This window comes from Cellulomonas sp. C5510 (assembly GCF_019797765.1).
In the GTDB taxonomy this organism is placed as follows: Bacteria; Actinomycetota; Actinomycetes; order Actinomycetales; family Cellulomonadaceae; genus Cellulomonas.
Window position 1 is genome coordinate 43,666 of the sequence record NZ_CP081863.1, and the last position, 19,991, is coordinate 63,656.

At 70.9% G+C, this 19,991-nt stretch carries 25 protein-coding genes; 18 read left to right on the plus strand and 7 right to left on the minus strand.

From position 1 onward, the window contains the following. Positions 1–173: 173 nt before the first annotated feature. The 5 genes from K5O09_RS18625 to K5O09_RS18645 all read left to right on the plus strand — a co-directional run bounded on the left by K5O09_RS18625 (position 174) and on the right by K5O09_RS18645 (position 2,871). Entirely contained in the window at positions 174–1,034 is an 861-nt protein-coding gene (locus tag K5O09_RS18625) for a ParA family protein (RefSeq protein WP_168631456.1), read from the plus strand. A gap of 75 nt (positions 1,035–1,109) precedes the next feature. Then, positions 1,110–1,520, plus strand: a complete 411-nt coding sequence (locus K5O09_RS18630) for a hypothetical protein (RefSeq protein ID WP_222172934.1) — start codon at positions 1,110–1,112, stop codon at positions 1,518–1,520. Between the two features lie 90 nt (positions 1,521–1,610). Further along, complete coding sequence (locus K5O09_RS18635) at positions 1,611–2,132, plus strand: hypothetical protein (protein ID WP_222172935.1); 522 nt, start codon at positions 1,611–1,613, stop codon at positions 2,130–2,132. Continuing rightward, positions 2,129–2,419, plus strand: coding sequence for a hypothetical protein (locus K5O09_RS18640; protein ID WP_168631453.1), 291 nt, complete (start codon positions 2,129–2,131; stop codon positions 2,417–2,419). The genes K5O09_RS18635 and K5O09_RS18640 overlap by 4 nt, the downstream gene beginning before the upstream one ends. 260 nt (positions 2,420–2,679) lie before the next feature. Then, positions 2,680–2,871, plus strand: a complete 192-nt coding sequence (locus tag K5O09_RS18645) for a hypothetical protein (protein WP_222172936.1) — start codon at positions 2,680–2,682, stop codon at positions 2,869–2,871. 97 nt (positions 2,872–2,968) lie between these two features. Here K5O09_RS18645 and K5O09_RS18650 read toward each other — a convergent pair whose 3' ends face one another. Together K5O09_RS18650 and K5O09_RS18655 are read right to left on the minus strand one after the other, a co-directional pair. Further along, complete coding sequence (locus K5O09_RS18650) at positions 2,969–3,259, minus strand: hypothetical protein (protein ID WP_168631451.1); 291 nt, start codon at positions 3,257–3,259, stop codon at positions 2,969–2,971. Continuing rightward, positions 3,256–3,414, minus strand: coding sequence for a hypothetical protein (locus K5O09_RS18655; RefSeq protein WP_168631450.1), 159 nt, complete (start codon positions 3,412–3,414; stop codon positions 3,256–3,258). Before K5O09_RS18655 ends, K5O09_RS18650 begins: the two co-directional genes overlap by 4 nt. A 359-nt stretch (positions 3,415–3,773) precedes the next feature. Here K5O09_RS18655 and K5O09_RS18660 point away from each other — a divergent pair, with 359 nt between their 5' ends. Further along, a complete protein-coding gene (locus K5O09_RS18660) occupies positions 3,774–4,502 on the plus strand; it encodes a metal-dependent transcriptional regulator (RefSeq protein WP_168631449.1) in 729 nt (242 codons plus the stop codon). 11 nt (positions 4,503–4,513) lie between these two features. On the opposite strand, the gene K5O09_RS18665 is transcribed toward K5O09_RS18660, so the two are convergent. From K5O09_RS18665 to K5O09_RS18680, 4 genes are all read right to left on the minus strand, one after another. Beyond that, on the minus strand, positions 4,514–4,747 hold the full coding sequence (locus tag K5O09_RS18665; protein ID WP_168631448.1) for a hypothetical protein: 234 nt from the start codon (positions 4,745–4,747) through the stop codon (positions 4,514–4,516). Between the two features lie 53 nt (positions 4,748–4,800). After that, on the minus strand, positions 4,801–4,947 hold the full coding sequence (locus tag K5O09_RS18670; protein ID WP_168631447.1) for a hypothetical protein: 147 nt from the start codon (positions 4,945–4,947) through the stop codon (positions 4,801–4,803). 87 nt (positions 4,948–5,034) lie between these two features. Further along, on the minus strand, positions 5,035–7,344 hold the full coding sequence (locus K5O09_RS18675) for a heavy metal translocating P-type ATPase (RefSeq protein WP_168631446.1): 2,310 nt from the start codon (positions 7,342–7,344) through the stop codon (positions 5,035–5,037). A gap of 193 nt (positions 7,345–7,537) precedes the next feature. Beyond that, positions 7,538–7,855, minus strand: coding sequence for a helix-turn-helix transcriptional regulator (locus K5O09_RS18680; RefSeq protein WP_168631445.1), 318 nt, complete (start codon positions 7,853–7,855; stop codon positions 7,538–7,540). Between the two features lie 365 nt (positions 7,856–8,220). On the opposite strand from K5O09_RS18680, the gene K5O09_RS18685 reads away from it, so the two are divergent. From K5O09_RS18685 to K5O09_RS18700, 4 genes are read left to right on the plus strand one after another with little or no spacing between them, the layout of a single operon-like run. Further along, the gene (locus K5O09_RS18685) at positions 8,221–9,873 is read left to right on the plus strand and encodes an NRAMP family divalent metal transporter (protein WP_168631444.1); all 1,653 of its coding nucleotides are present in this window, start codon (positions 8,221–8,223) and stop codon (positions 9,871–9,873) included. 46 nt (positions 9,874–9,919) lie between these two features. After that, positions 9,920–11,167, plus strand: a complete 1,248-nt coding sequence (locus K5O09_RS18690) for a magnesium transporter MgtE N-terminal domain-containing protein (protein WP_255596441.1) — start codon at positions 9,920–9,922, stop codon at positions 11,165–11,167. Between the two features lie 6 nt (positions 11,168–11,173). Beyond that, positions 11,174–11,755, plus strand: a complete 582-nt coding sequence (locus K5O09_RS18695) for a flavodoxin domain-containing protein (protein ID WP_168631442.1) — start codon at positions 11,174–11,176, stop codon at positions 11,753–11,755. Continuing rightward, complete coding sequence (locus K5O09_RS18700; RefSeq protein WP_168631441.1) at positions 11,752–11,982, plus strand: hypothetical protein; 231 nt, start codon at positions 11,752–11,754, stop codon at positions 11,980–11,982. Before K5O09_RS18695 ends, K5O09_RS18700 begins: the two co-directional genes overlap by 4 nt. A 124-nt stretch (positions 11,983–12,106) precedes the next feature. Here K5O09_RS18700 and K5O09_RS18705 read toward each other — a convergent pair whose 3' ends face one another. Beyond that, positions 12,107–12,268 (minus strand): hypothetical protein, encoded by a 162-nt coding sequence (locus K5O09_RS18705; RefSeq protein WP_168631440.1) that lies wholly within the window; start codon positions 12,266–12,268, stop codon positions 12,107–12,109. A gap of 119 nt (positions 12,269–12,387) precedes the next feature. Here K5O09_RS18705 and K5O09_RS18710 point away from each other — a divergent pair, with 119 nt between their 5' ends. The 8 genes from K5O09_RS18710 to K5O09_RS18745 all read left to right on the plus strand — a co-directional run bounded on the left by K5O09_RS18710 (position 12,388) and on the right by K5O09_RS18745 (position 19,380). Beyond that, the gene (locus K5O09_RS18710; protein WP_168631439.1) at positions 12,388–12,729 is read left to right on the plus strand and encodes a hypothetical protein; all 342 of its coding nucleotides are present in this window, start codon (positions 12,388–12,390) and stop codon (positions 12,727–12,729) included. A gap of 16 nt (positions 12,730–12,745) precedes the next feature. Continuing rightward, positions 12,746–13,141: a hypothetical protein gene (locus tag K5O09_RS18715; protein ID WP_168631438.1), complete on the plus strand. Its 396-nt coding sequence runs from the start codon at positions 12,746–12,748 to the stop codon at positions 13,139–13,141. A 100-nt stretch (positions 13,142–13,241) separates the two neighbouring features. Next, on the plus strand, positions 13,242–13,496 hold the full coding sequence (locus K5O09_RS18720) for a hypothetical protein (RefSeq protein ID WP_168631437.1): 255 nt from the start codon (positions 13,242–13,244) through the stop codon (positions 13,494–13,496). 508 nt (positions 13,497–14,004) lie between these two features. Beyond that, positions 14,005–15,606 (plus strand): ParB/RepB/Spo0J family partition protein, encoded by a 1,602-nt coding sequence (locus tag K5O09_RS18725; protein WP_168631436.1) that lies wholly within the window; start codon positions 14,005–14,007, stop codon positions 15,604–15,606. A 500-nt stretch (positions 15,607–16,106) separates the two neighbouring features. Next, positions 16,107–16,931, plus strand: a complete 825-nt coding sequence (locus K5O09_RS18730; protein ID WP_222172915.1) for a hypothetical protein — start codon at positions 16,107–16,109, stop codon at positions 16,929–16,931. A gap of 395 nt (positions 16,932–17,326) precedes the next feature. Beyond that, positions 17,327–18,226, plus strand: coding sequence for an ArdC-like ssDNA-binding domain-containing protein (locus tag K5O09_RS18735; protein ID WP_222172916.1), 900 nt, complete (start codon positions 17,327–17,329; stop codon positions 18,224–18,226). Positions 18,227–18,640: 414 nt separating this feature from the next. Further along, positions 18,641–18,970 carry a hypothetical protein gene (locus K5O09_RS18740; RefSeq protein WP_222172917.1) on the plus strand — a complete coding sequence of 110 codons (330 nt, stop codon included), beginning with the start codon at positions 18,641–18,643 and terminating at the stop codon, positions 18,968–18,970. Next, positions 18,967–19,380 (plus strand): DUF6573 family protein, encoded by a 414-nt coding sequence (locus tag K5O09_RS18745; protein WP_255596435.1) that lies wholly within the window; start codon positions 18,967–18,969, stop codon positions 19,378–19,380. The genes K5O09_RS18740 and K5O09_RS18745 overlap by 4 nt, the downstream gene beginning before the upstream one ends. The last annotated feature ends 611 nt before the right edge of the window (positions 19,381–19,991 follow it).

Here is a 19,991-nt window from a genome sequence, read left to right on the forward strand (position 1 = left end):
CAAGCAACCCAAGCACGGCAAGCAAACGAAGTGAGGCAACAAACCCAAGCAACACAAGACTTGTGTAGATCGTTCGCGAGGCGTACCGTCGACGCGAGCAGGCATGCAACGCATGACAACCAAGACATGCATTGCGCGTAAGGTATACAAGTCTTGTGTTACTTGGAGGGCTGATGACGTTCACCGCAGCGATCGCCAACAACAAGGGTGGGGTCGCGAAGACCGACACGACCGTCCAGCTCGCCGCCGCCCTCGGCCGCCGCAAGCTGGGCGTCCTGGTCGTTGACCTCGACCCACAGGCCAACGCCACTCGACGGCTAGGGGTCACATGGGACCCGCAGAACCCGACGCCGACCATGTCCGAGGTCGTCGCCGCGAACCAGGAGGGCGCGGGTGCGGGTGCCGTCGTCTCGTGCGGCTGGGATGAGAAGTCCATCCCCGAGGCCCAGTACATCGACGTCCTGCCTGCGCGCTTCGACCTGGGCAACCGGGAACACGAAGCCGGCGCGGTAGGTGCGGTCCGGCGTCTGCGCAAGGCGCTGCGTGGCTGGACAGAGGACTACGACGTCATCCTCATCGACACCAGGCCCGACCTCGGCCACCTGGTGCAGATGGCCCTCGCCGCCGCCGACACGACGCTGATCGTCACCACACCGGAGTACGACCCGGTCGAGGGCGCCGTCCGTGTGCGCGACTTCGTCCACCAGCACGCCGAGGACATCGGCAACGAGGGCCTGACCGTCGGCGGCGTGATCGTCACGATGCGCAAGCACACCGCGGAGCACGCCTTCCAGCTGGAGGGGCTGCGTGAGACCTTCGGTGACCTGGTGTGGGACCTGCGAACGACGCGGCGTCTGCTCGACGGGGGAGAGGTCGAGGTGACCCCCTCGTATATCCCGCACCGCACTCGTATCAACGAGGCCGACGGAGCCGCCACGTCGCTGTCGGTCTACAAGGACCCGGTCGGGCTGGAGACGACCGCCATCTTCGACCAGCTCGCCGCCCACTTCGCCCGCACGTTCCTGTCCGCCTAGGAGATCGACATGACCCGCCCGCCCCGCAGTCGCCCGTCCGGCCAGAGTCCCATCCTCGGCGTCCAGGTCGAAACGGTGCGAATGCCCGTCAAGGACGACTCTGAGTCGGCCACCACGCCGCGGAGCCCCGCTGACGAGCCAGCACCCGAGCAGACGCCCGCACCTGACCCGGTACGTCAGGAGCCCGCGGCGCCGCCCAGCGAGCACGCCCGGGCCCGCCGCCGCGGCGCAGCGCGCAACCCCGCGGACTACCTCGTCGGTCAGAAGGCCACGACCTCCCTCCAGATCTACCTCGAGCTCAAAGCCAGGGCCGAGACGGCCGTGCTGCGCACCGCCGGACAGGAAGGCGGAGTCCGGTCGCTCACCGCCCTCGTCAACGAGGCCCTCGCACGCGAGGTCATCCGACTCGAGGAGCAGTTCAACGCCGGTGAGCCGTTCGAGCCCAACCGCGGCGCGTTCCGCATGGGCCGTCCGTTCGGCAGCTGAGATGCGACGCGAGACGGAGGAGTCCCAATGAACACGGGAAACAACCCGAGCGGTCACCACGCCGCCAGAGGATCCGCCGAAGGTCTGACGGTGTCCGAACTCATCGCCGGCCTGCGCGCCGGCGCGGAGGGCAGCTACCCGGCCGAGGCAGCCACCGAGCTGCTGGTTCGGCACGGCGCATGGCTCGCACGACCGTGGTTCGTGCAGGAGTGCGTCTATGCCCTCGACGACCGTGCGGATGTGCTCGCGGTGGACTGGCGGGCGGTGCAAACCCACGTGGGTGCTGCGCAGGGCTCGCCGGCGGAGCGGGCGATCGCGCTGGTGGCCGCGCAGCTCGGCGGCTACCCCGATCCCGCTGATGAGCCGATCGACCTGCAGGGCATGCCTCCGCTGGCGTGGCTACTGGTCAACCTCGAGCGCAGGGACGTCGACCTGGTTCTCGCCGCCGTATCGCACGCCGCCGGCACGCAGGACCACGTCGACCATGTCATGGAGCCGGGGGAGTCAGGGGAGTGGCGGGTAACCTCTACGAGCCCGAGGCTGCGGCCCGGGCCGCTTCACCCCTGGCCTGAGTTCCCCCCACCGAGCAAGGATCTCGAGGGTTCACGATGAACGCTGACCAGCCGACGCGGCTCAACGCGACGGCCGTCGCGTTGCTCGAGGCGATCGGTGTCAGTGTCAGGGACTTCGCGCTGTACTACTGGGCTGACGGCGTCTGGCACGGCGACACCTGCGGGTGCCCGGACGACCGCTGCGCCGGCCACCACCACGCCGAGGGCGTTGAGTGCTGCGAGTGCTTCTCGGCCGAGTACGACGATCTCAAGGAACGCCAGTACGACGCGATGAAGGCCGCCAGGCGTGAGCCACCGCCGCCGAGCGGCACCCCATCGAGGGCCTGATGAAGAGAGGTGCGAGACGTGCGGCTACCCGGCACACCGTCGAGCGTCAGGATCTACCGCCGCAAGGTCCACTAGAGGTGGGCGAGCAGACGGCGGGACCGGAGGAGAGGCACATGCGAGTGGTGAGGCCCCGAGCAGTCCGCAGTGCCGCATCGAGCGACGAAGCGGCGCGCGAGGTGGAGCCGGGTTCTGGGGGTGCCGAGAATGCTCGGCCGGCAGCGGGACCGCTCTCAGGGTTCTTCTCGTGGCTGATTCTGTGCGTGGTGTTCTGGGTGGGCTTCCCGCGGCTGGAGCTGGCGCCGCCGGAGGTGTCGGACGACGCGCCTGCGGTGCTCACGTTCGCCGCCTCCGTAGCCGCCCGAGTGCCCCACCTGGTGCTGGTCATGGCCGGCGCCGCGGTGGTGACCTACCTTCTGCAGGCGTTCCTCCTGGGCGGCCGCCGGCGCGGGTAGACCGAGGTCTAGCGGTGTCGGTGTTCCTGGGCGACGGGGTGCGGCTCGAGCCCGAGCAACCGCCGCCGAGCAGCACCCCACCCAGGGCCTGAGGACCTCAGATCCGACGAACGTCCACGGCCGGGACCCACACGGCGCCCGTCATGACCCGCAGGTCCGTAAGCCGCACGCGCACAAGCTCGCGCGTCCACTCCACCGCGACCGTCTCGACGAACTCGTCCCCGGCCGGCCACCGCAGGACGACGCGGACCGGGACGGGGTGGTCGACGTCATGGTGCACGCCAGGCGGGACGTCGTGGCCGTTCAGCAGAGGCACGGCCGCCCGCACGCGGGCCATCCCACCGGGGACGACCTCGGGGAGCGAGAGTCGCGGCCGGTCATCGCTCACGGCCGCCTCGTGACAGCTGAGGCCCAGACCCACACCCAGCCCTCGCGGCCGTGCTCGTCGAGGTAGTGCACGTGTACGACCCGCGGGGTCCAGGCCACGGCCTCGCCGTCGACCTCGACGTCCCGCCCGCGGCCGTCGACGATCCACGCCCGCACGGCCGGTGGCAGGTTGTGACTTCTGCCGGTAGATGGCGGTGTTCTCTGGGCGACCGATGGCGGCTCGCTGTGCCGTCGATGCGGCGGCCGCCGCTCACTGGCGGTGTCCTGCTGGCTGTCTTCGGCGGGACATCGCGACAGACGGTGCTTGGTTAGCCGTTGCTGGGAATCGGACCGACGGTGAACCGCCCAATCAGTCCTTGGTATCACCCTAGCCAGTCCAGGTAGACGCCCGTGGTCCACGCGATGGCCCGGTGGCTCCGCGAGCAAGGCGGCGCCGATGATCAGCCCTTCCGGGTCCCTGTGTGCCACACCCAGGTGCGCGGGGTTGCTCGAAGTGGCGCCCGTAGGATCGGGACATGGGAGATCGACGTGCTTCGGAGATGGGGGAGAACTACCTCCGGATCATCTGGAAGGCGCAGGAGTGGCCTGGCAGTTCCGTGTCTACGAACGAGATCGCCGAGACTTTGGCGGTAACGCCCTCGTCGGTGTCAGCCAATCTGAAGAAGCTCGCCCGGGACGGATTGATCGACTACGAGCCGTATGGGCGCATCGGACTTACCCCCGCCGGTCACGAGATCGCCGTGATGGTTGTGCGTCGCCATCGCGTCTTGGAGACCTACCTGGTCGAGCGTCTAGGTCTCGGTTGGGATGAGGTGCATGTAGAGGCGCATGCCCTCGAGCATGCGGTGTCCGACCTTGTTCTGGACCGCATGGATGAGGTGCTCGGCCACCCTGCCCGCGACCCGCACGGAGACCCGATCCCTCGCTCCGATGGGAGCATCGAGCGCGCTGTGGGGTCCAGCTCCGCAGCGCGTCTGAGTGAGATCGACCCCGGCGCTCACGGATGTGTCATTCGCATCTCGGATCACGAGCCCGAAATTCTGCGGTATCTCGAAGCGCGGGAGATCAACCTCGGGACCCGTATTCACCTGGATGAGAGGAACCTGGCAGTTGGTTCCGTGTTGATCTCCCATTCAAGCGTGACGGGTGAGCGCGTGGGGGATCGCGTCGAGGTCGCCATCGGCGCGGCCGATGCGGTGTGGGTCAGCGTCGACTCATACCCTGTCGACCCTCCTGGTCGCTGATCAGGCTGCAACTACTCCGGCAGGATGTCACCCACGGGTAGCCCGGTGATCGCGTCAGTGGCGGCGGTCGCTCCATCGACAACGCTGGTCGCCTCGTCAACGAGGCCGGTTGCGGAGTTCGTGAAGTCCTGCACTACGGTCGTGGCCGACTCGCCGAGGGAGCCCAGGTCGGCTGGCAGCCCAGGGATCTCAAGCCCCACCGCCTCCTTCACACCGATGATTGCGTTCTTGAGCGCTTCCCACATGGGGTCCTCCGTCGTTGTCGGTCAGTACGGTCTGGGTATGGGGATGGGTGAGTTCAGGGTCTCCGGGTCATCTGGGCGCGCAGCCGTGCCAGATGGCGACGGTTCTCCGGCTTGGCCGCCTGCCGTCGGGCTTGGTCGATCACGGTGCGGCCCTGGGGGCTGCGGACGAATGCGGTCAGCTTCTGGATGAGGTTGGACATCGGGTTTCTCGCTCTCGGGTGGATTCGGCGGGCGTTTCAGGCGGCGGAAGCAGCGACCCACGGGTCGTGTCGGCCCACTGCTGCGGCTCAGTTGCCAGTGCTGCGTGCTCCGGTGGGCACGAGGCTGAACGCACCCTCTTCTTCCTGGGCGTTGTGCAGGCGTAGGACTGCGTACAGCCCGTAGAGCAGTCGTCGGAGCTCGACGACGTCTTCGGGTTGGACGGTGTCGTTGTCCAAGTTGGTAAGCAGTCGGCGCAGGCGGCTGACCTGGTGCTCGATTTCCGCGTGGGTGCGGCTGATCGCGGCGGTCGTGTCGGAACTGCCGAGGGCCCGGTCGACCAGCGGCACGAGCAGCGACTCGTCGGCCCGCTCGTGCGGGAGGAGTTCTCCCTCGAGACGGTCGAGCAGGGTGTGTGCCGGAGCGAGATCGCAGTTCTGCGTGGAGAGGGTGTCGGCCACGGCCCGGATCTGCTCGACGACGGCGAGCACCGCGTCGTGCTCGACCTTCAGTTCGTGCGCGATGGCGATGTCGGCTGACGGCATCGCGATCGTGTGGACCTTGCCGGGAAGGACGGCCCGCAGGGCGATGCCGATCGCGAGGATATCGATGACTTCCTGGGTGACCGCACCGGCCGCCGGCGGGAGCAACCCGACCGCTGCTGCGACCATCGCGACCAGCGACAGGCCCATACCCACCAGGACCGCCTGCAGGGCGATGCGCTTGGACCGGCGGGCGATGAGGATCGCATCGGCGAGGGCATCGAGCCGGTCGACTGTCAGGACGACGTCGGCGGCCTCCGATGACGCGGTCGCTCCCCGCGCGGCCAGGGCCACGCCGACCCCCGCGGCGGCCAGCGCCGGGGCATCGTTCACGCCGTCACCGACCATGATTGTCGCGGCGTGCGCGGCCTCGGACTCGATCGCGGCGAGTTTGTCGGCCGGGTCGCAGTCGGCCAGCACGGTATCGACCCCGACGATCCGCCCGACGGTGTCGGCGATGTCGGCCCTATCTCCGGTGACCAGGACGACCCGGCTGATGCCGGCCTCGCGCAACGTGCGGATCATTCGCGGCGCGTCGGACCGGATCGGGTCCTGGAGAAGGAACGCCCCCGCCGGTTCGCCGTCGATCGCGACGAACACGGTGAGTGAGCCGTCCAGGTCCGCGCGCCGGCGCACCTGACGCACCCATGCGGGCTGCGTGTCGCCGACGATCCACTCGGCCTTGCCCACTTGCACCTCGTGGGTGCCGACCCGCCCGCGCAGCCCGTACCCGTGCTCTTCCTGCACGTTCTCGGGCATCTCCAGCGTCAGGCCGCGGCGGGTCGCTGCGGTGACGATCGAGGAGGCGAGGACGTGCGGGGATACCTGGTCGAGCGAGGCCGCCAGGCGCAGGACCTCGTCGGCGTCCACCCGGTCGCTGGCTGTGACGACGTCGGCCAGGGTCGGCTGCCCCTGGGTCAGGGTGCCCGTCTTGTCGAAGAGCATGACGCGCCCGGCAGCCAGCCGCTCCAGCGCGCCGCCACCCTTGACGACAACACCGATGCGCGCAGCGCGGGACAGCCCGGACATGATCGCGATCGGTGCCGCAAGCAGCAGCGGGCACGGCGTCGCGACCACCAGAACGGCGACCGCGCGCACCGCGTCCCCGCTGAGTACCCACGCCACGCCAGCTAGCACCAGGGTGAGCGGGACGAAGACAACCGCGATCCGGTCAGCCGCGCGCACGAACGGCGCCGACGACGCCTGCGCTTGCTCCACGAGGCGCACCACACCCGCATAGGTGGACTCCGCAGCCACCGAGGTCGCGACGAGGTCGATCGGCGGCCCGGCGTTGACCACCCCGCTGCGCACTTCATCCCCTGCCGGTCGCTCGACCGGCAGGGACTCCCCCGTCAGCGCGGCTTCGTCCAGGATCCCACCCGACACGAGGCGCCCGTCGACCGGAACGACCTCCCCCGTGCCCACCAGGATCCGGTCCCCCCTGCAGACCTCGTCCACAGGGACCTCGACGACACTGCCCTCCAGCCGGCGCCGGGCCGTGCGCGGGGCCCGCTCTACCAGCAGGCTCAGCTCGCGCCGCGCCCGTGCCGCCGCCCTCGCCTCAAGCAGTTGGCCCGAGGCGAGCATCACCGTGATCATCGCGCCTGCGAACGGCTCGTCTACCCACAGGGCACCAGCCAGTGCGAGCAGCGCGATGACGTCGACGCTCGGCTGACGGCGCCGGATCGCGCCCGCCGTCCACGCGATCGAGAACGCCAGCCCGAGTACCGTCCCGGCAACCCACAGCGACTCCGAGAACGGCATGGCACCCAGCAGCCACGCCGCGCCGCCCCCGAGCAACAGCACGGTGGAGGAGACGAAAAGCAGTAGCTGCACACGACTGCGAATCCACGTCATCTGAACAGTCTGTGAACCCGCCCGGCTATGTGTCTACGCGCAAAGGAAGTTGTGGCACGCCTCATGAGCGATTGCACGGATCACCACAAATCGATCCAGGGCCTTCGCGTGCGTGCGCCTCGGCCATCGCAAGGGGATGGTGGCGCGCTCAGCGCGCAGCACTTGCGTAACTTGCCCCGCCCGTGTCGGGGGGTCAGTCGCGCAGGTCGAGGATGTGTTCGACGGCTTGGTGGACGAGGGTGACGATGTGGGGGTCGGTGACTCGGTAGAGCAGGCGTCGGCCATCGCGGCGTGCGTCGATCCATCCGGCCAGGCGCAGCTTGGCCAGGTGCTGGCTGATGCCGGCCTTGGTCCCGCCGACTGCGGCGACGAGCGTGGTGACGTCGACCTCGTCGTTGGACAGGATCCACAGCAGGTGCAGGCGGCCGGGGGCGCTCAGGAGAGCGAAGACTTCGGCGGCGTCCTCGAGGACGTCACGAGCCGGCGCGTCGCGGCTTGTCGGCTGGGTCATGACTGTCTCCGGATCGTCGAGTAAGGCAAGACTATAGTTGCGCAACCACTTGACAGTCCATGTACGGCGCGCTCTACTTCTCGTGTCGACCGGACGTCTCTGCGCGCCATGGCCGCGCCGGACCCGAAGAGGAGGTGAGGGGTATGAATCCCGGACATAGTTGCCCGCCCAGCGATCTCCCTTCATCGCCGGTCGGCCCGCGTCTCGGAGAGCTGTAACCCGCTTCCGTCACCATCAGGTCGGCCTCGCACGTGGCTCCTCGGCGTTGAGGATGTCCGCACCAGGTCGCGCGCCAGCATGCGTGCTCGTCCCCTCTTCCTTCTGCGCCGCCCTCGGGGTGCGCGCTGCTGCGCTTGGAGCATGTGATGACCGCTGAGACGACTGGCCGCAGCGCGGTTCTCGACAGCGCCCACGAGGGCGACATCCAGGGTGCGTTCGGCACGATCCGCCAAGGCGATGTCGCGCCCCGCACCCGGACCTCGATGCGCCTGAAGACACTGCTGGCGGTCATCGGTCCCGGCCTGATCGTGATGGTCGGCGACAACGACGCCGGTGCGTTCGGCACCTACACCCAGGCTGGTCAGAACTACGGCACACGCATGCTGTGGACGCTGCTGCTCCTGGTTCCGGTGATCTACGTCAACCAGGAGATGGTCCTGCGCCTGGGCGCGGTCACAGGCGTGGGACATGCACGGCTGATCCTGGAGCGGTACGGGAAGTTCTGGGGCGCGTTCAGCGTGATCGACCTGTTCGTCCTGAACGCGCTGACGATCGTGACCGAGTTCATCGGCATCAGCCTCGGTCTGACCTACCTGGGCCTGCCGAAGATCCCGGGCGTCTTCGCCGCCGCCGTCATCGTGATCGCGTCGGTCTCCACCGGGTCGTTCCGACGCTTTGAGCGCGTCAGCCTGTTCCTCGTCGCTGGCTCCATGACGCTGATCCCGATCTTCCTGGCGGTCCACCCGCCGGCCGGGCAACTCGTGCACGACTTCGTCGTCCCGGGCCTGCCCGGGGGGTCAGAGCTGTCCACCGTGATGCTGCTGATCATCGCCATCGTCGGGACGACCGTCGCGCCGTGGCAGCTGTTCTTCCAGCAGTCGTACCTCATCGACAAGCGCATCACCCCCCGGTTCATCCGCTACGAGCGGGTCGACCTGTGGATCGGGATCCTCTTCGTGGTCGTCGGCGCCGGCGCGATGATGGCGTTCACCGCGACGGCGTTCGCCGGCACGCGCGGGCAAGGCAACTACACCGACGCGCTCGGCGTCGCCCAGGGGCTCGCGGCCCACGCCGGCCACTGGGCCGGGATCCTGTTCGCGATCGCCCTCATCGACGCGTCGATCATCGGTGCAGCCGCCGTGGGCCTGTCGACGTCCTACGCGCTCGGCGACGTGCTGGGCCTGCGCCACTCGTTGCACCGGCGCCCGTCAGAGGCCAAAGCGTTCTACGCGATCTTCGCCGGTCTGCTGCTCGTGTCCGCGGTGATCGTGATCATTCCGGGCAGCCCGCTGGGCCTGCTGACCGAGGGCGTGCAGACGCTCGCGGGCGTGCTGCTTCCCTCGGCCACGGTGTTCCTGCTGCTGCTGTGCAACGACCGCGGCGTGCTCGGACCGTGGACCAACGGGCGCGGCATGAACATCTTCAGCGGCGTCATCATCGCCGTGCTGGTCATGCTGTCCACGGTCCTGACCGCCAGCGTGCTGTTCCCCGGCATCACCTCGGTCCAGATCATCGCGATCTTCGTCGTCGGAACGGTCCTCACCGTTGTCGCCGGGGCGTACCTGGCCTGGACCGCACTTCGCCACCGGAACAAGGCGCCAACTGTTCCGGTCGATCCCGCGCGCCCCGCCGAGCCGGAGCTCGACCGCGCCACCTGGCGGATGCCTCCGATCGCACTGCTGAGCAAGCCCGTCATGAGCGCCGGTAGCCGGACCGGACTGGCGGTCTTGCGCGGCTACCTCCTGGTGGCTTCCGCACTCGTCGTCGTCAAGGTCGTCCAGCTCGCCATGGGCTCTTGACCACCTGCGCTACCGCGTACCGACCAGAAAGAGCACGATGACCAGAGTGACCGAACCCCAGCCCGCCCCCACGGGCCAGCTCCCCGGAGTCTTGCTGCTGTCCGCACTGCTGCGCCGGACGGCCGTCGACGGTGCCGGTCACGGCCTGGGCCGGCTCAGCGACATCATCGTGCGCCTGCGCGAGGGCGACTACCCCGCAGTGACCGGCTTGGTCGCCCACGTCGGAGGTCGCGACCTTTTCGTCCCCGCCAACGAGATCCTCGCCTGGGACGACCAACGCCTCGAGCTCGCCTCGGCCCGCCTGGACCTGCGGCCCTTCGAGCGCCGCACCGGCGAGGTCCTGCTGCGCCGCGACGTCCTGGGCCACCGACTGGTCGACGTCGAAGAACCCGGCCTGGTGACCGCGCACGACGTCCGGCTCTCCCGCACCGGCGACGGATGGGCCGTCAACGCGGTCGACATCCACCCGCGGGGACTACTGCGCCGGCGAGGGGGTCACACCTGGCGCGACTGGTCGGGGTTCGAGGCCCTGATCGGCCACGACGGCTCATTGCCCGCACGCACACCGATGGGTGGGCTGCACCGGTTGAAGCCTGCCGAGCTCGCGGACATCATCGAAGACGCCTCCGACAGTGAGCAGCACGAGCTGCTCACCCGCGTCCATGCCCACCCCGAGCTTGAGGCCGACGTCTTCGAAGAGCTGGACGAGGACCAGGCCTCCGACCTCCTCGAAGCCCGCACAGACCCGCAGATCGCCGACATCCTGGGACGGATGCGCGCCGATGACGCCGCCGACGCGCTGCTCGACCTGCCCCAAGAGCGGCGCCTGAGCGTCCTGGGACTGCTCCCGGACATCCAGCGGCAGAAGATCACCGTCCTGCTCGGCTACCAGGAGACCACCGCCGGGGGTCTGATGAGCGTGGACTACCTGCTGCTGCCCGCCACGACCACCGTCGCGGAAGCGCTCGGTGCCGTCCGGGCGGCCACGCAGATGCAGCACGAGGCCATCGTCGTCGTCTTCTGCCACGACGAGAACCAGCACGTCGTCGGGGCAGTGGGCCTGGTCGCCCTGGTCCAGGGCGACCCGCGTGCCACGCTCGACGTGTTGGCCGAACCCGACCCCGTGCACGTGCACCCCGACGCCGACCTCACCGAGATCACGCTGGCCATGGCCGACTACAACCTCCTGGTCCTGCCGGTCCTGGACCACGATGACCACCTCATCGGGGTCCTGACCAGCGACGACATCCTCGAAGCCGCCATCGCACCCGAATGGCGCCGACGGCGCGGGTAGCGGGCGATGAACACGATCGACGGACCGATCCTCGTCGTCTACGCGAGCAGGCACGGGGCGACCCAAGCAATCGCCGACCGCATCGCCACCACACTCACCGGTGCAGGGCACCGCGTGGACCTGCGAGCGGCCCACGAGCGGCTCGACGTGAGCGACTACGACACGTTCGTCATCGGGAGCGCCATTCACGGCAACTGCTGGCTCAGGGACGCCTCGGACTTCGTCGACCGCAACATCGACCACCTAACTACGCGCCCCGTGTGGCTGTTCAGCAGCGGCCCCCTGGGCACAGACACAACAGACGCCGCCGGGCGCGACCTGCGCACGAGCTCGGTGCCCACGGATGTCACCGAGTTCTCCCAGGCGATCCACCCACGGGATCACCGAGTCTTCTTCGGCGCACTCGATGCCGCCACCCTGAGCGCGAGCGAGAAGGCAGTGCGCAGACTGCCCGCCCTGCGAGGACTCATGCCTGAAGGCGACTTCCGCAACTGGGCTCAGATCGAGGCATGGGCACGCGACGTCGCCGCGCAAGCACGACAACCCGACCCCCCTACCGGAAGGACGAAGCCGTGCCACGATCAGTGAGGGGCAACACCAACAACCACGACGAAGCAGTCCGGGCCTTCAACGACGCAGGCCAGGGAACAGACCCGACCGAGATTCGCATCGCCCTCGCGGTTGCCCAGTATCACGCGACCATGGCGACCTACGAGACCGGACTGCAGATCGCCGCCCGGCTCGACGCACTCACAACCCTGCTCGCCAGCGCCCCGATACCCACCGCGACCCCTGACGCCGACGAAGGCACTTGAGGACTGCGGCCCGGGCGCGGTCCCCACCCCCCCATGGGGCACACCCGCTGCCAGGTCACCGCCCGCGACTGACCTCAAGGCGCGTTATCGACATCCTCCACCGTTTCGCATTCGAACGTTTCCGCTACATCGGCGCCGGGGTCGCGGTGAGGTCCGTAGCGGCCCGGATCGCGTAGCGGAACTCTGTGACCTTCGCAGGCAGGTCGGGGCGAGTGATCCGGCCGCCGGCGATGGCGCCGGCCGGCACCTGGCGCGCCATGTCGCGCATCGGTACCTGGGCCACCATGGACCAAGAATCGAACAGGTGTTCGATTCGGCGCAAACGTGCAGGCGGGCCGCACATGGCCCCCGGGAGGACCTGTATAGGGGTAGACAGGCGCGTGTCTACCCCTATACAATCGTGCTGTGACCGCGAGCTACTACCGCATCCAGGAAGCCTGCCGCCCGGTTGCCCAGCTCCTCGACGCGGAGTACCAGACCTCGCTGTCCTACTGCACGGGCACCGAACGCAGCGGCGTGTCGGCGTGCCGGTCCGTCGAGGACCTCGCGACCTACCTCGCGATCAGCGGGATGCCCTGGGACCCAGAGACGTTCGTGCTCGTCGAGGTCGACGCCGACCTCGCGGACGTCGAGGACGAAGACCACGACCTCGGCGCCCGGCTCGTCATCCCCACCAAGATCATCGCCGTCACGCCCGTGATGGACACCGGCCTGCTCGACCTCATCGACGCGGCCTTCGCCGCCTGACCTCCCGGAGACCACCATGCAGGAACACGAGCTGCGCGCCCTCCTCGGGCCCGCCTACGACGACACCGACATCGAGCAGCGCCTCCGCATCGACGAGGCCCAAGCTGCCATCGCCCGCCGCTGGCCCGAGCCCGACCTCGCGGACACCCGGCGGGAGGCGCTCAACGGGGCAATGCTGGTCGTCCTCGGCGACGCCACCCTGGAGGACGTCGCCAAACAGATGCACACCGCCCGCGCGGCCTACGAGGACGCCCTGGCCGCCCTCACCGGAGCGCTCATCGTGTCGGCCGGCCGGCCCGTGCAGGTGCGCGACGGGCGCGGTGGCGGGTACATCCGCGACGGCTCCGAGGTCGACCTCGCCGCTCGGGCAGGCATCTCCCGCCTCACTGTGCGCAAGGCCCTCGGGAAGTAACCACGCGGGAACGGTGGCAGGCCCGGCTCGAGGAGGCAACGCGGTTCCTCGAGCGAGAGGCCCGGCGTCCGATGTCAGACCCGGAAGGCAGAATCGGCACATGACCCAGGCGGCCGCGGGAACCCCGACGCTCAAGTTCCGGATGCGACGCGTGATCGGCCGGACCATCTGCCGAGTCCGCGGACACCGCCCCGTCCTGATGCTGCAGGGTCGCGTCGTCGCGACCGGACCTGCCGAAGTCATCGGGTCGATCGACACCGGCCCCGGCGCAACGCCGCTGTGGGGAGCGCCCACGCAGACCGTCGAGGACACCGTCGCCGGCTGCCGGCGGTGCTGGTCGCGCGTAGGCGACTAGACAGACACCAGACCTAGCAGCGGATGCAAAGGCCGGCACCACATCGCGTCCAGCTCGAAGATGATCTACGCGACGTCGCGCCTGCCGCCCCTCGTATCCCTCGCAGCGACTCGCGCTCCGCGCTCCTAGCTGCTCGCCTCACCACGAGCTGGTGGGGGAGCGGGGCGCACAGCATTCGCGCGCGCGCCCTGGGGGCGCCCACTGGTGCCGGCCCGCGCCTGCGGCGCGTCTGTTTGATCGGGCGCCCGAGCTGGCCTCCCACCACGCAGCCATCGCGTCCCACCTGGGCCGGTATCAGACCTGCGCTCCCCACCCGATGCCTGCGGGCCATGACGTAGCCCACGCCCTCGCTGCGCTCGGTCATGCGCGACGTCACAGCCCTCCGGCCTCGCGCGGGGGCCCCGTCGCTCCGGCCTGATACCTCGCGCCTGCCGGTGAGGCCCGAAAGACACGGGCGCTCACCGGCCGACCCACCCGGGCCGACCACCCACCGAGCGAGAGGGTCACCATGACCACCAGCACCACCACCCGCCCCGTCGACACCATCGCCGAGGCCCTGGCCACCGAAGGCGCACCCGCCGCCGAGTTCGCCCACCTCAACCCGCGCGACCTGGTCATCGAGGCCAACGTGCGCGGGGACGAGTCGGTCGACCTGAACCCCGGCTTCATCGGCTCGATCCGCCAGTACGGCGTCCTCATGCCGATCTTGGTCGTCCGGCAGGCCGACGGCACCCTGCACGTGCGGGCGGGCAAGCGCCGCACGCTCGGCGCCGTCGCTGCCGACGCCCCGACCGTCCCTGCCCGGATCATCGACGCCGGTCCCGGCGCCGAGCGCCTGGTGCAGCAGATCATCGAGAACGACCAGCGCAAGGACTTCACCGAGGCCGAGCGCGTCGCCGGGTACGCGCAGATGGCCCTCGACTTCGGCATGAGCGCCGGGCAGATCGCTGGACGCCTCGGGCGCACCCGGCGCGAGGTCACCAACGCCCTGCGCGTCGCCAAGAGCGAGCCCGCCCGCCAGGCCGTCGCCGCCGGGCTGACGATCGACCAGGCCGCGACCATCGCCGCCTTCGAGGACCACCCCGAGATCGTGGAGCGGCTGACCGGGATCGCCCTGAACGACCCCGACGACCTCGCCCACGAGGCCCAGGCCGAGCGCGACGACCTCGCCACCGCCCGCGCCCACGCCGCCGCCCGCGCCCGGATGATCGAGGACCTGACCGGCGACGGCATCACGATCCTCGACGCCGGTCCGACCAGCGACGACACGCAGATGCGGCACCTGTCCCACCTGCGCCAGGACGACGGCCGCACGCGGATCAACCCCGAGGACCACGAGGCCTGCCCCGGGCACGCCGCCTACATCGGCACCCCCTACTGGTCCGACGAGCCCGTCACCCACTACGTGTGCACCGACTACCAGGCCTACGGCCACAAGATCCCGTCCTACGAGCAGCACACCATCACCGCCTCGGGCGGTGGCATGACCGACGAGCAGAAGGCCGAGCGCCGCCGGATCATCGACGGCAACAAGGCCTGGCGTTCCGCCACCACCGTCCGGCGCGAGTGGTTGGCCACGTTCGCCGCCCGCAAGAGCGCCCCCAAGGGCGCCGCCGCGATGCTCGGCTACGTCGTCACCCACCGCGCCGACGACCTGATCCGCGCCTCCCGCGAGGGCCACCGGATGGCCCGCGACCTGCTCGGCCTGAACGCCCAGGCCTACGGCGGGCGGCAGGCGATCAGCGACGCGCTCGACGCCGCCGCCCCCGGGCGGCAGCAGGTCATCGCCCTGACCGTGGCCCTGGCCGCGATCGAGGACGCCACCGACGACCACACCTGGCGCCACCCGGTGTCGCACGTCGCCCGGTACCTGACGACCATCGAGTCCTGGGGCTACACCCTCGCCGCGATCGAGCGCGAAGCGATCACCGGACGCCAGCCCACCACCGACGAACCGGCACCCGCCGCCGAGCCCGACGTCGACGAGCCCGACGCGGGCAACGACGCGACCCTGACCGACGACGAGCCGCAGGACGTTTCCGACACCGACGACCTGGCCGACGGGGCGACCGACGACCTCGACCTGGGCGAGTACGAGGACCAGGACTAGCCGCCACGGTCCGGCCCTGGCTGAAGCAAGCAGCCAGGGCCGGACCCAGGGGGAGGGTCGCGACCGCTTGAAGCGACCCGACCCTGAACGTACCCGGCAGCACCCACACGCGGAGGCCGAACGGGCCGGCCGGCTGCGGTGGGTGCCGGGCGCGTCGAGCGCCGGCACCCACCCCGGGGCCCCGGGCCCCGGACCCCGGCCCGCTGGGCGGTCGCGCCTGCGGCGCGCGAGACCCGACCGCGCGCAGCTCGTCGACGTGGCCGGCCGGGCGTGGCGGCTCACCGGGCCGGTATCAGACCCGGCACCCCACCCGATGCCGTCCGCCATGACGTAGCCCACGCCCTCGCTGCGCTCGGTCATGCGCTACGTCACAGCTCCCGGCCCCGCCCGGGGCCCCTAGCCGGGCCCGATACCTCGCGCCTACCGGTGAGGCCGGGCAAGCCCAGCGCTCACCGGCCGACCCACCCGGGCCGACCACCACCCAGCGAGAGGCACCGACCATGACCACCACCTACGCCGACGACTGCGCACGCGCCGCGACCCAGCAGGGCATCGCCGCCATCGCGCTGGCCCTGGCCGTCCGCGAGATCCCCGCCACGATCGAGCAGACCGGCGGGATGACCATGGTCGCCACCGTCCACCTGCCCGACGACACCGTCCTGACCTTCACCCAGGACGGCCCCACGACGCTGGCCGCGCAGTGCACCAGCGCCCAGTGGGAGGGCAGCCAGGACGTCGAGGACCAGCACGTGCACGAGTTCCCCACCCTCGACGACGCGGTCACCTGGGCCCAGACCCGGCGCGCCCACAGCGAGGCCGCGGCGTGGCTCACCCTCATCACCCGCGTGGCCACCGGGATCGGTCTGACCGGTGAGCGCACCCGAACCGGCGCCGACGGCGAGGTCGAGGTCGCGTGGACCTGGCCGTCCGGCAACACCCACTGCGCCGTCACCATGGGCATCGACAAGTGCTGCGGACCGACGTTCAACGTGCGCGCCTACGACGACCAGGAGTACGCCGAGCCGCACTTCGAGCGCACCGTCCACGACCCGCGCGCCGTGCTGCACGCCCTGGCCGACGCTCGCCGCGTCGAGCGGTCCGTCCCGTTCGGCATCGCCAGCGACCACGACGGCGAGCAGACCGTCGTGGTCGTGTTCGACGTGTTCGCCACCACCCACCACGACGCCGCCGTTCACGTCCTGCGCCGCCTCACCGACGCCGAACTCACCGGCCACGACATCGACGCCTACTGGTTCCCCGAGCCGCAGGACAAGCCCATCGACGGCAACGACCGCGACGCGATGACCTTGCGCCCGCTCTCCTAGCCACGACCCCGCCCGGGCCTCGGCACACCCGGGCGGGTCGCCTCGGCTGTGGTGGGTGCCGGGCGCGTCGAGCGCCGGCACCCACCCCGGGGCCCCGGACCCCGGCCCGCTGGGCGGTCGCGCCTGCGGCGCGCGACACCCGACCGCGCGCAGCTCGTCGACGTGCCCGGCCAGGCCGTCGCGGCTCACCGGGCCGGTATCAGACCCCGGCACCCCACCCGATGCCTGCGGGCATGACGTCGCCCACGTCCTCGCTGCGCTCGGTCATGCGCGACGTCACACCCTCCGGCCTCGCGCGGGGCCCCTGGCCGGGGCCCGATACCTCGCGCCTGCCGGTGAGGCCCGAAAGACACGGGCGCTCACCGGCCGACCCACCCGACGCGAGAGGACCCGCCATGACCCGCAAGATCACCAGCACCCTGACCGCCGAGCAGAAGCGCGAGCGCGCCCGCGAGCTCCAGGCGTCCATCGCCGAGAAGGTCGACGCGCTGCGCGACAGCGACCAGTGGCAGGCGTTCCTCGACCTCGCGCGCGGGTTCCACTCCTACTCACTGAACAACCTCATGCTGATCTGGTCGCAGTACCCCGACGCGACCCAGGTCGCCGGGTTCCGGCAGTGGCAGGCGCGCGGACGCCAGGTCCGCAAGGGGGAGAAGGCCATCCGGATCTTCGGGTACGCGACCAAGAAGATCACCGAGGACGACGACGCCCAGGACGGCGAGCAGGTCGAGACCGACGCCACCGGGCAGCGGCGCCGCGTCTACTACCCGATCCTGTCCGTGTTCGACGTCTCGCAGACCGACCCGACCGACCCCGAGCAGCCCTCCGGCGCGCTCACCCGGACCCTGACCGGCGACGACCCGCTCGGCATCCTCGCGGCCGTCAGCGACTACCTGGCCGCCGACGGCTGGGCCGTCGAGCGCGAGTACCTGACCGGCGGCCGGCGCGGCACCGACTTCCTGGCCCGCCGGGTCGTCATCGCCACCGACGTCGAGCCCGCCCAGGCCGCCAAGACCGCCCTGCACGAGGCCGCTCACGTGATCCTGCACACCGACCTGCAGCCGGGGGAGTACCACCAGCACCGCGGTACCTACGAGACCGAGGCCGAGTCCGTCGCGTACGTCGTCGCCGGGATCCTCGGCCTCGACACCAGCGCCTACACCATCGGCTACGTCGCCGGATGGTCCGACGCCGACGTCGACCTCATCCGCTCCACCGCCGCCAACATGCTGCGCGCCGCCCACCAGATCGCCGCCGCGATCACCACCGACCCCGCCGAACCCGCGGCCGCCTGACACCCCACCCGGTGCCCGGCGCGACGGCCGGCGGGCACCGGGTGGGCCGGCCCGCTCGCGGTGGGTGCCGGGCGCGTCGAGCGCCGGCACCCACCCCGGGGCCCCGGGCCCCGGACCCCGGCCCGCTGGGCGGTCGCGCCTGCGGCGCGCGAGACCCGACCGCGCGCAGCTCGTCGACGTGGCCGGCCGGCCGTGGCGGGTCACCGGGCCGGTATCAGACCCGGCACCCCACCCGATGCCGTCCGCCATGACCTAGCCCACGCCCTCGCTGCGCTCGGTCATGCGCGACGTCACAGCTCCCGGCCCCGCGCGGGGCCCCTCGCCGGGCCCGATACCTCGCGCCTGCCGGTGAGGCCCCAAAAGAGGGGCGCTCACCGGCCCGCCCAGGGCCACCGAACAGACAGGAGCCCCACCATGCAGAACACCACCAGCGACGGGTACACCATCGCGACCGTCGACGACCGCGGCGACGTCTCCGTCATCGCCCAGGTCGACCACCACGACCTCACCGGCCCCAGCCCCGAGATCGTCCGTGCGGGCAACCGGATGCTGCTGCTGGCCGCCGTCGCCCGGCAGATCATCTGCCCGTTCACCGACACCGTGCTCGACGTGTCCAGCGCCGTCCTCATCACCGTCCCCGCCGGCCGCTCCTTCGTGATGAACGCCGACCACTGGGACCAGCGCGGCCCCGCCTTCCTCGCCGCCCACCCCGGCACCGAGGTCATCGACGGGCGCGCGCTGTGAGCGCCCCGCACCAGGCGGGCGCCCCGACCGACCTGTTCGGGCCCCCGATCCACGTCTACACGCGCGCCCAGGCGATCGCGGACGGTGTCCTGCACGACGTCACCACCGACGCGACCGAGGCCGGGTTCCGCCACCCGGCCGCGCTCACCGCCGCCGCCTGGGCCGACGCCGTCGAGTGGAGCACCGAGCACGGCGCCCTCCAGGACGAGGCCGGGCGCCTGTGGGACGTGCTCACCATGGCCCGCGTCTACGCCCATCGGGCCCGCACCGACCGCGTGCCGTTCCGGGTGCTGCGGGTGCCGAACCGGCCCCGCGCCAGCCGGCCGCAGTACACCGACCTGGTGCTGCACGTCGGCCCCGGCGACCACGGCGAGCCCGTCCTCACCATCATGCTGCCCGGCGAGGACTGACCACGGCGCCCGCGCACCGCCCGGCGGGGCGGTGCGCGGGCGCGAGCTCCCAAGCCGGAGCGGGCGGCGTGACCCCGGCGGACGGCCGCGCGGGCGACCGGGCGCATCGAGCGCCGGCCGCCCGCACCGGGGCCTCCGGCCCCGGACCCCGGCAACGCCCAGCCCGTGGCCAGCAGCGGTGAGGGCCCCTCGCCCACCTGGGCACGCCGCGAGCTGGCCCCGCTGCGCGGCTCGCGGCGCACACAGGCTGGACGACGGGACCCAGCAGACCGCCCGCACACCCCCCGCGCCCCTCACCTCGAGGTTGGCGGGTCGCCGCGCAGCCGGCGCGGGCGTGCACGGGCTCCCACCCGAACCTCCCGGGCCGGGGTGGGGTCGCGGCCGCCGCGGGCGGCGCACCCCACCCCAGGGCCTCCGGCCCCGGACCCCGGCGACGCACGCGGGGGCCGTCCGCGGCCGGGTCGACGTGGCGTCTCACCGGGGCCTGTCCATCGATCCGAGCCGGCTGATCGTTGTCGCGCCGCCGTGGGCGTCAAGGGCCGATCACCTGCCGTACGGGGTCGGGGACGGTGCTCCGCACCAAGGTCCAAGCCCTGGTCTGTCAGGCCCTT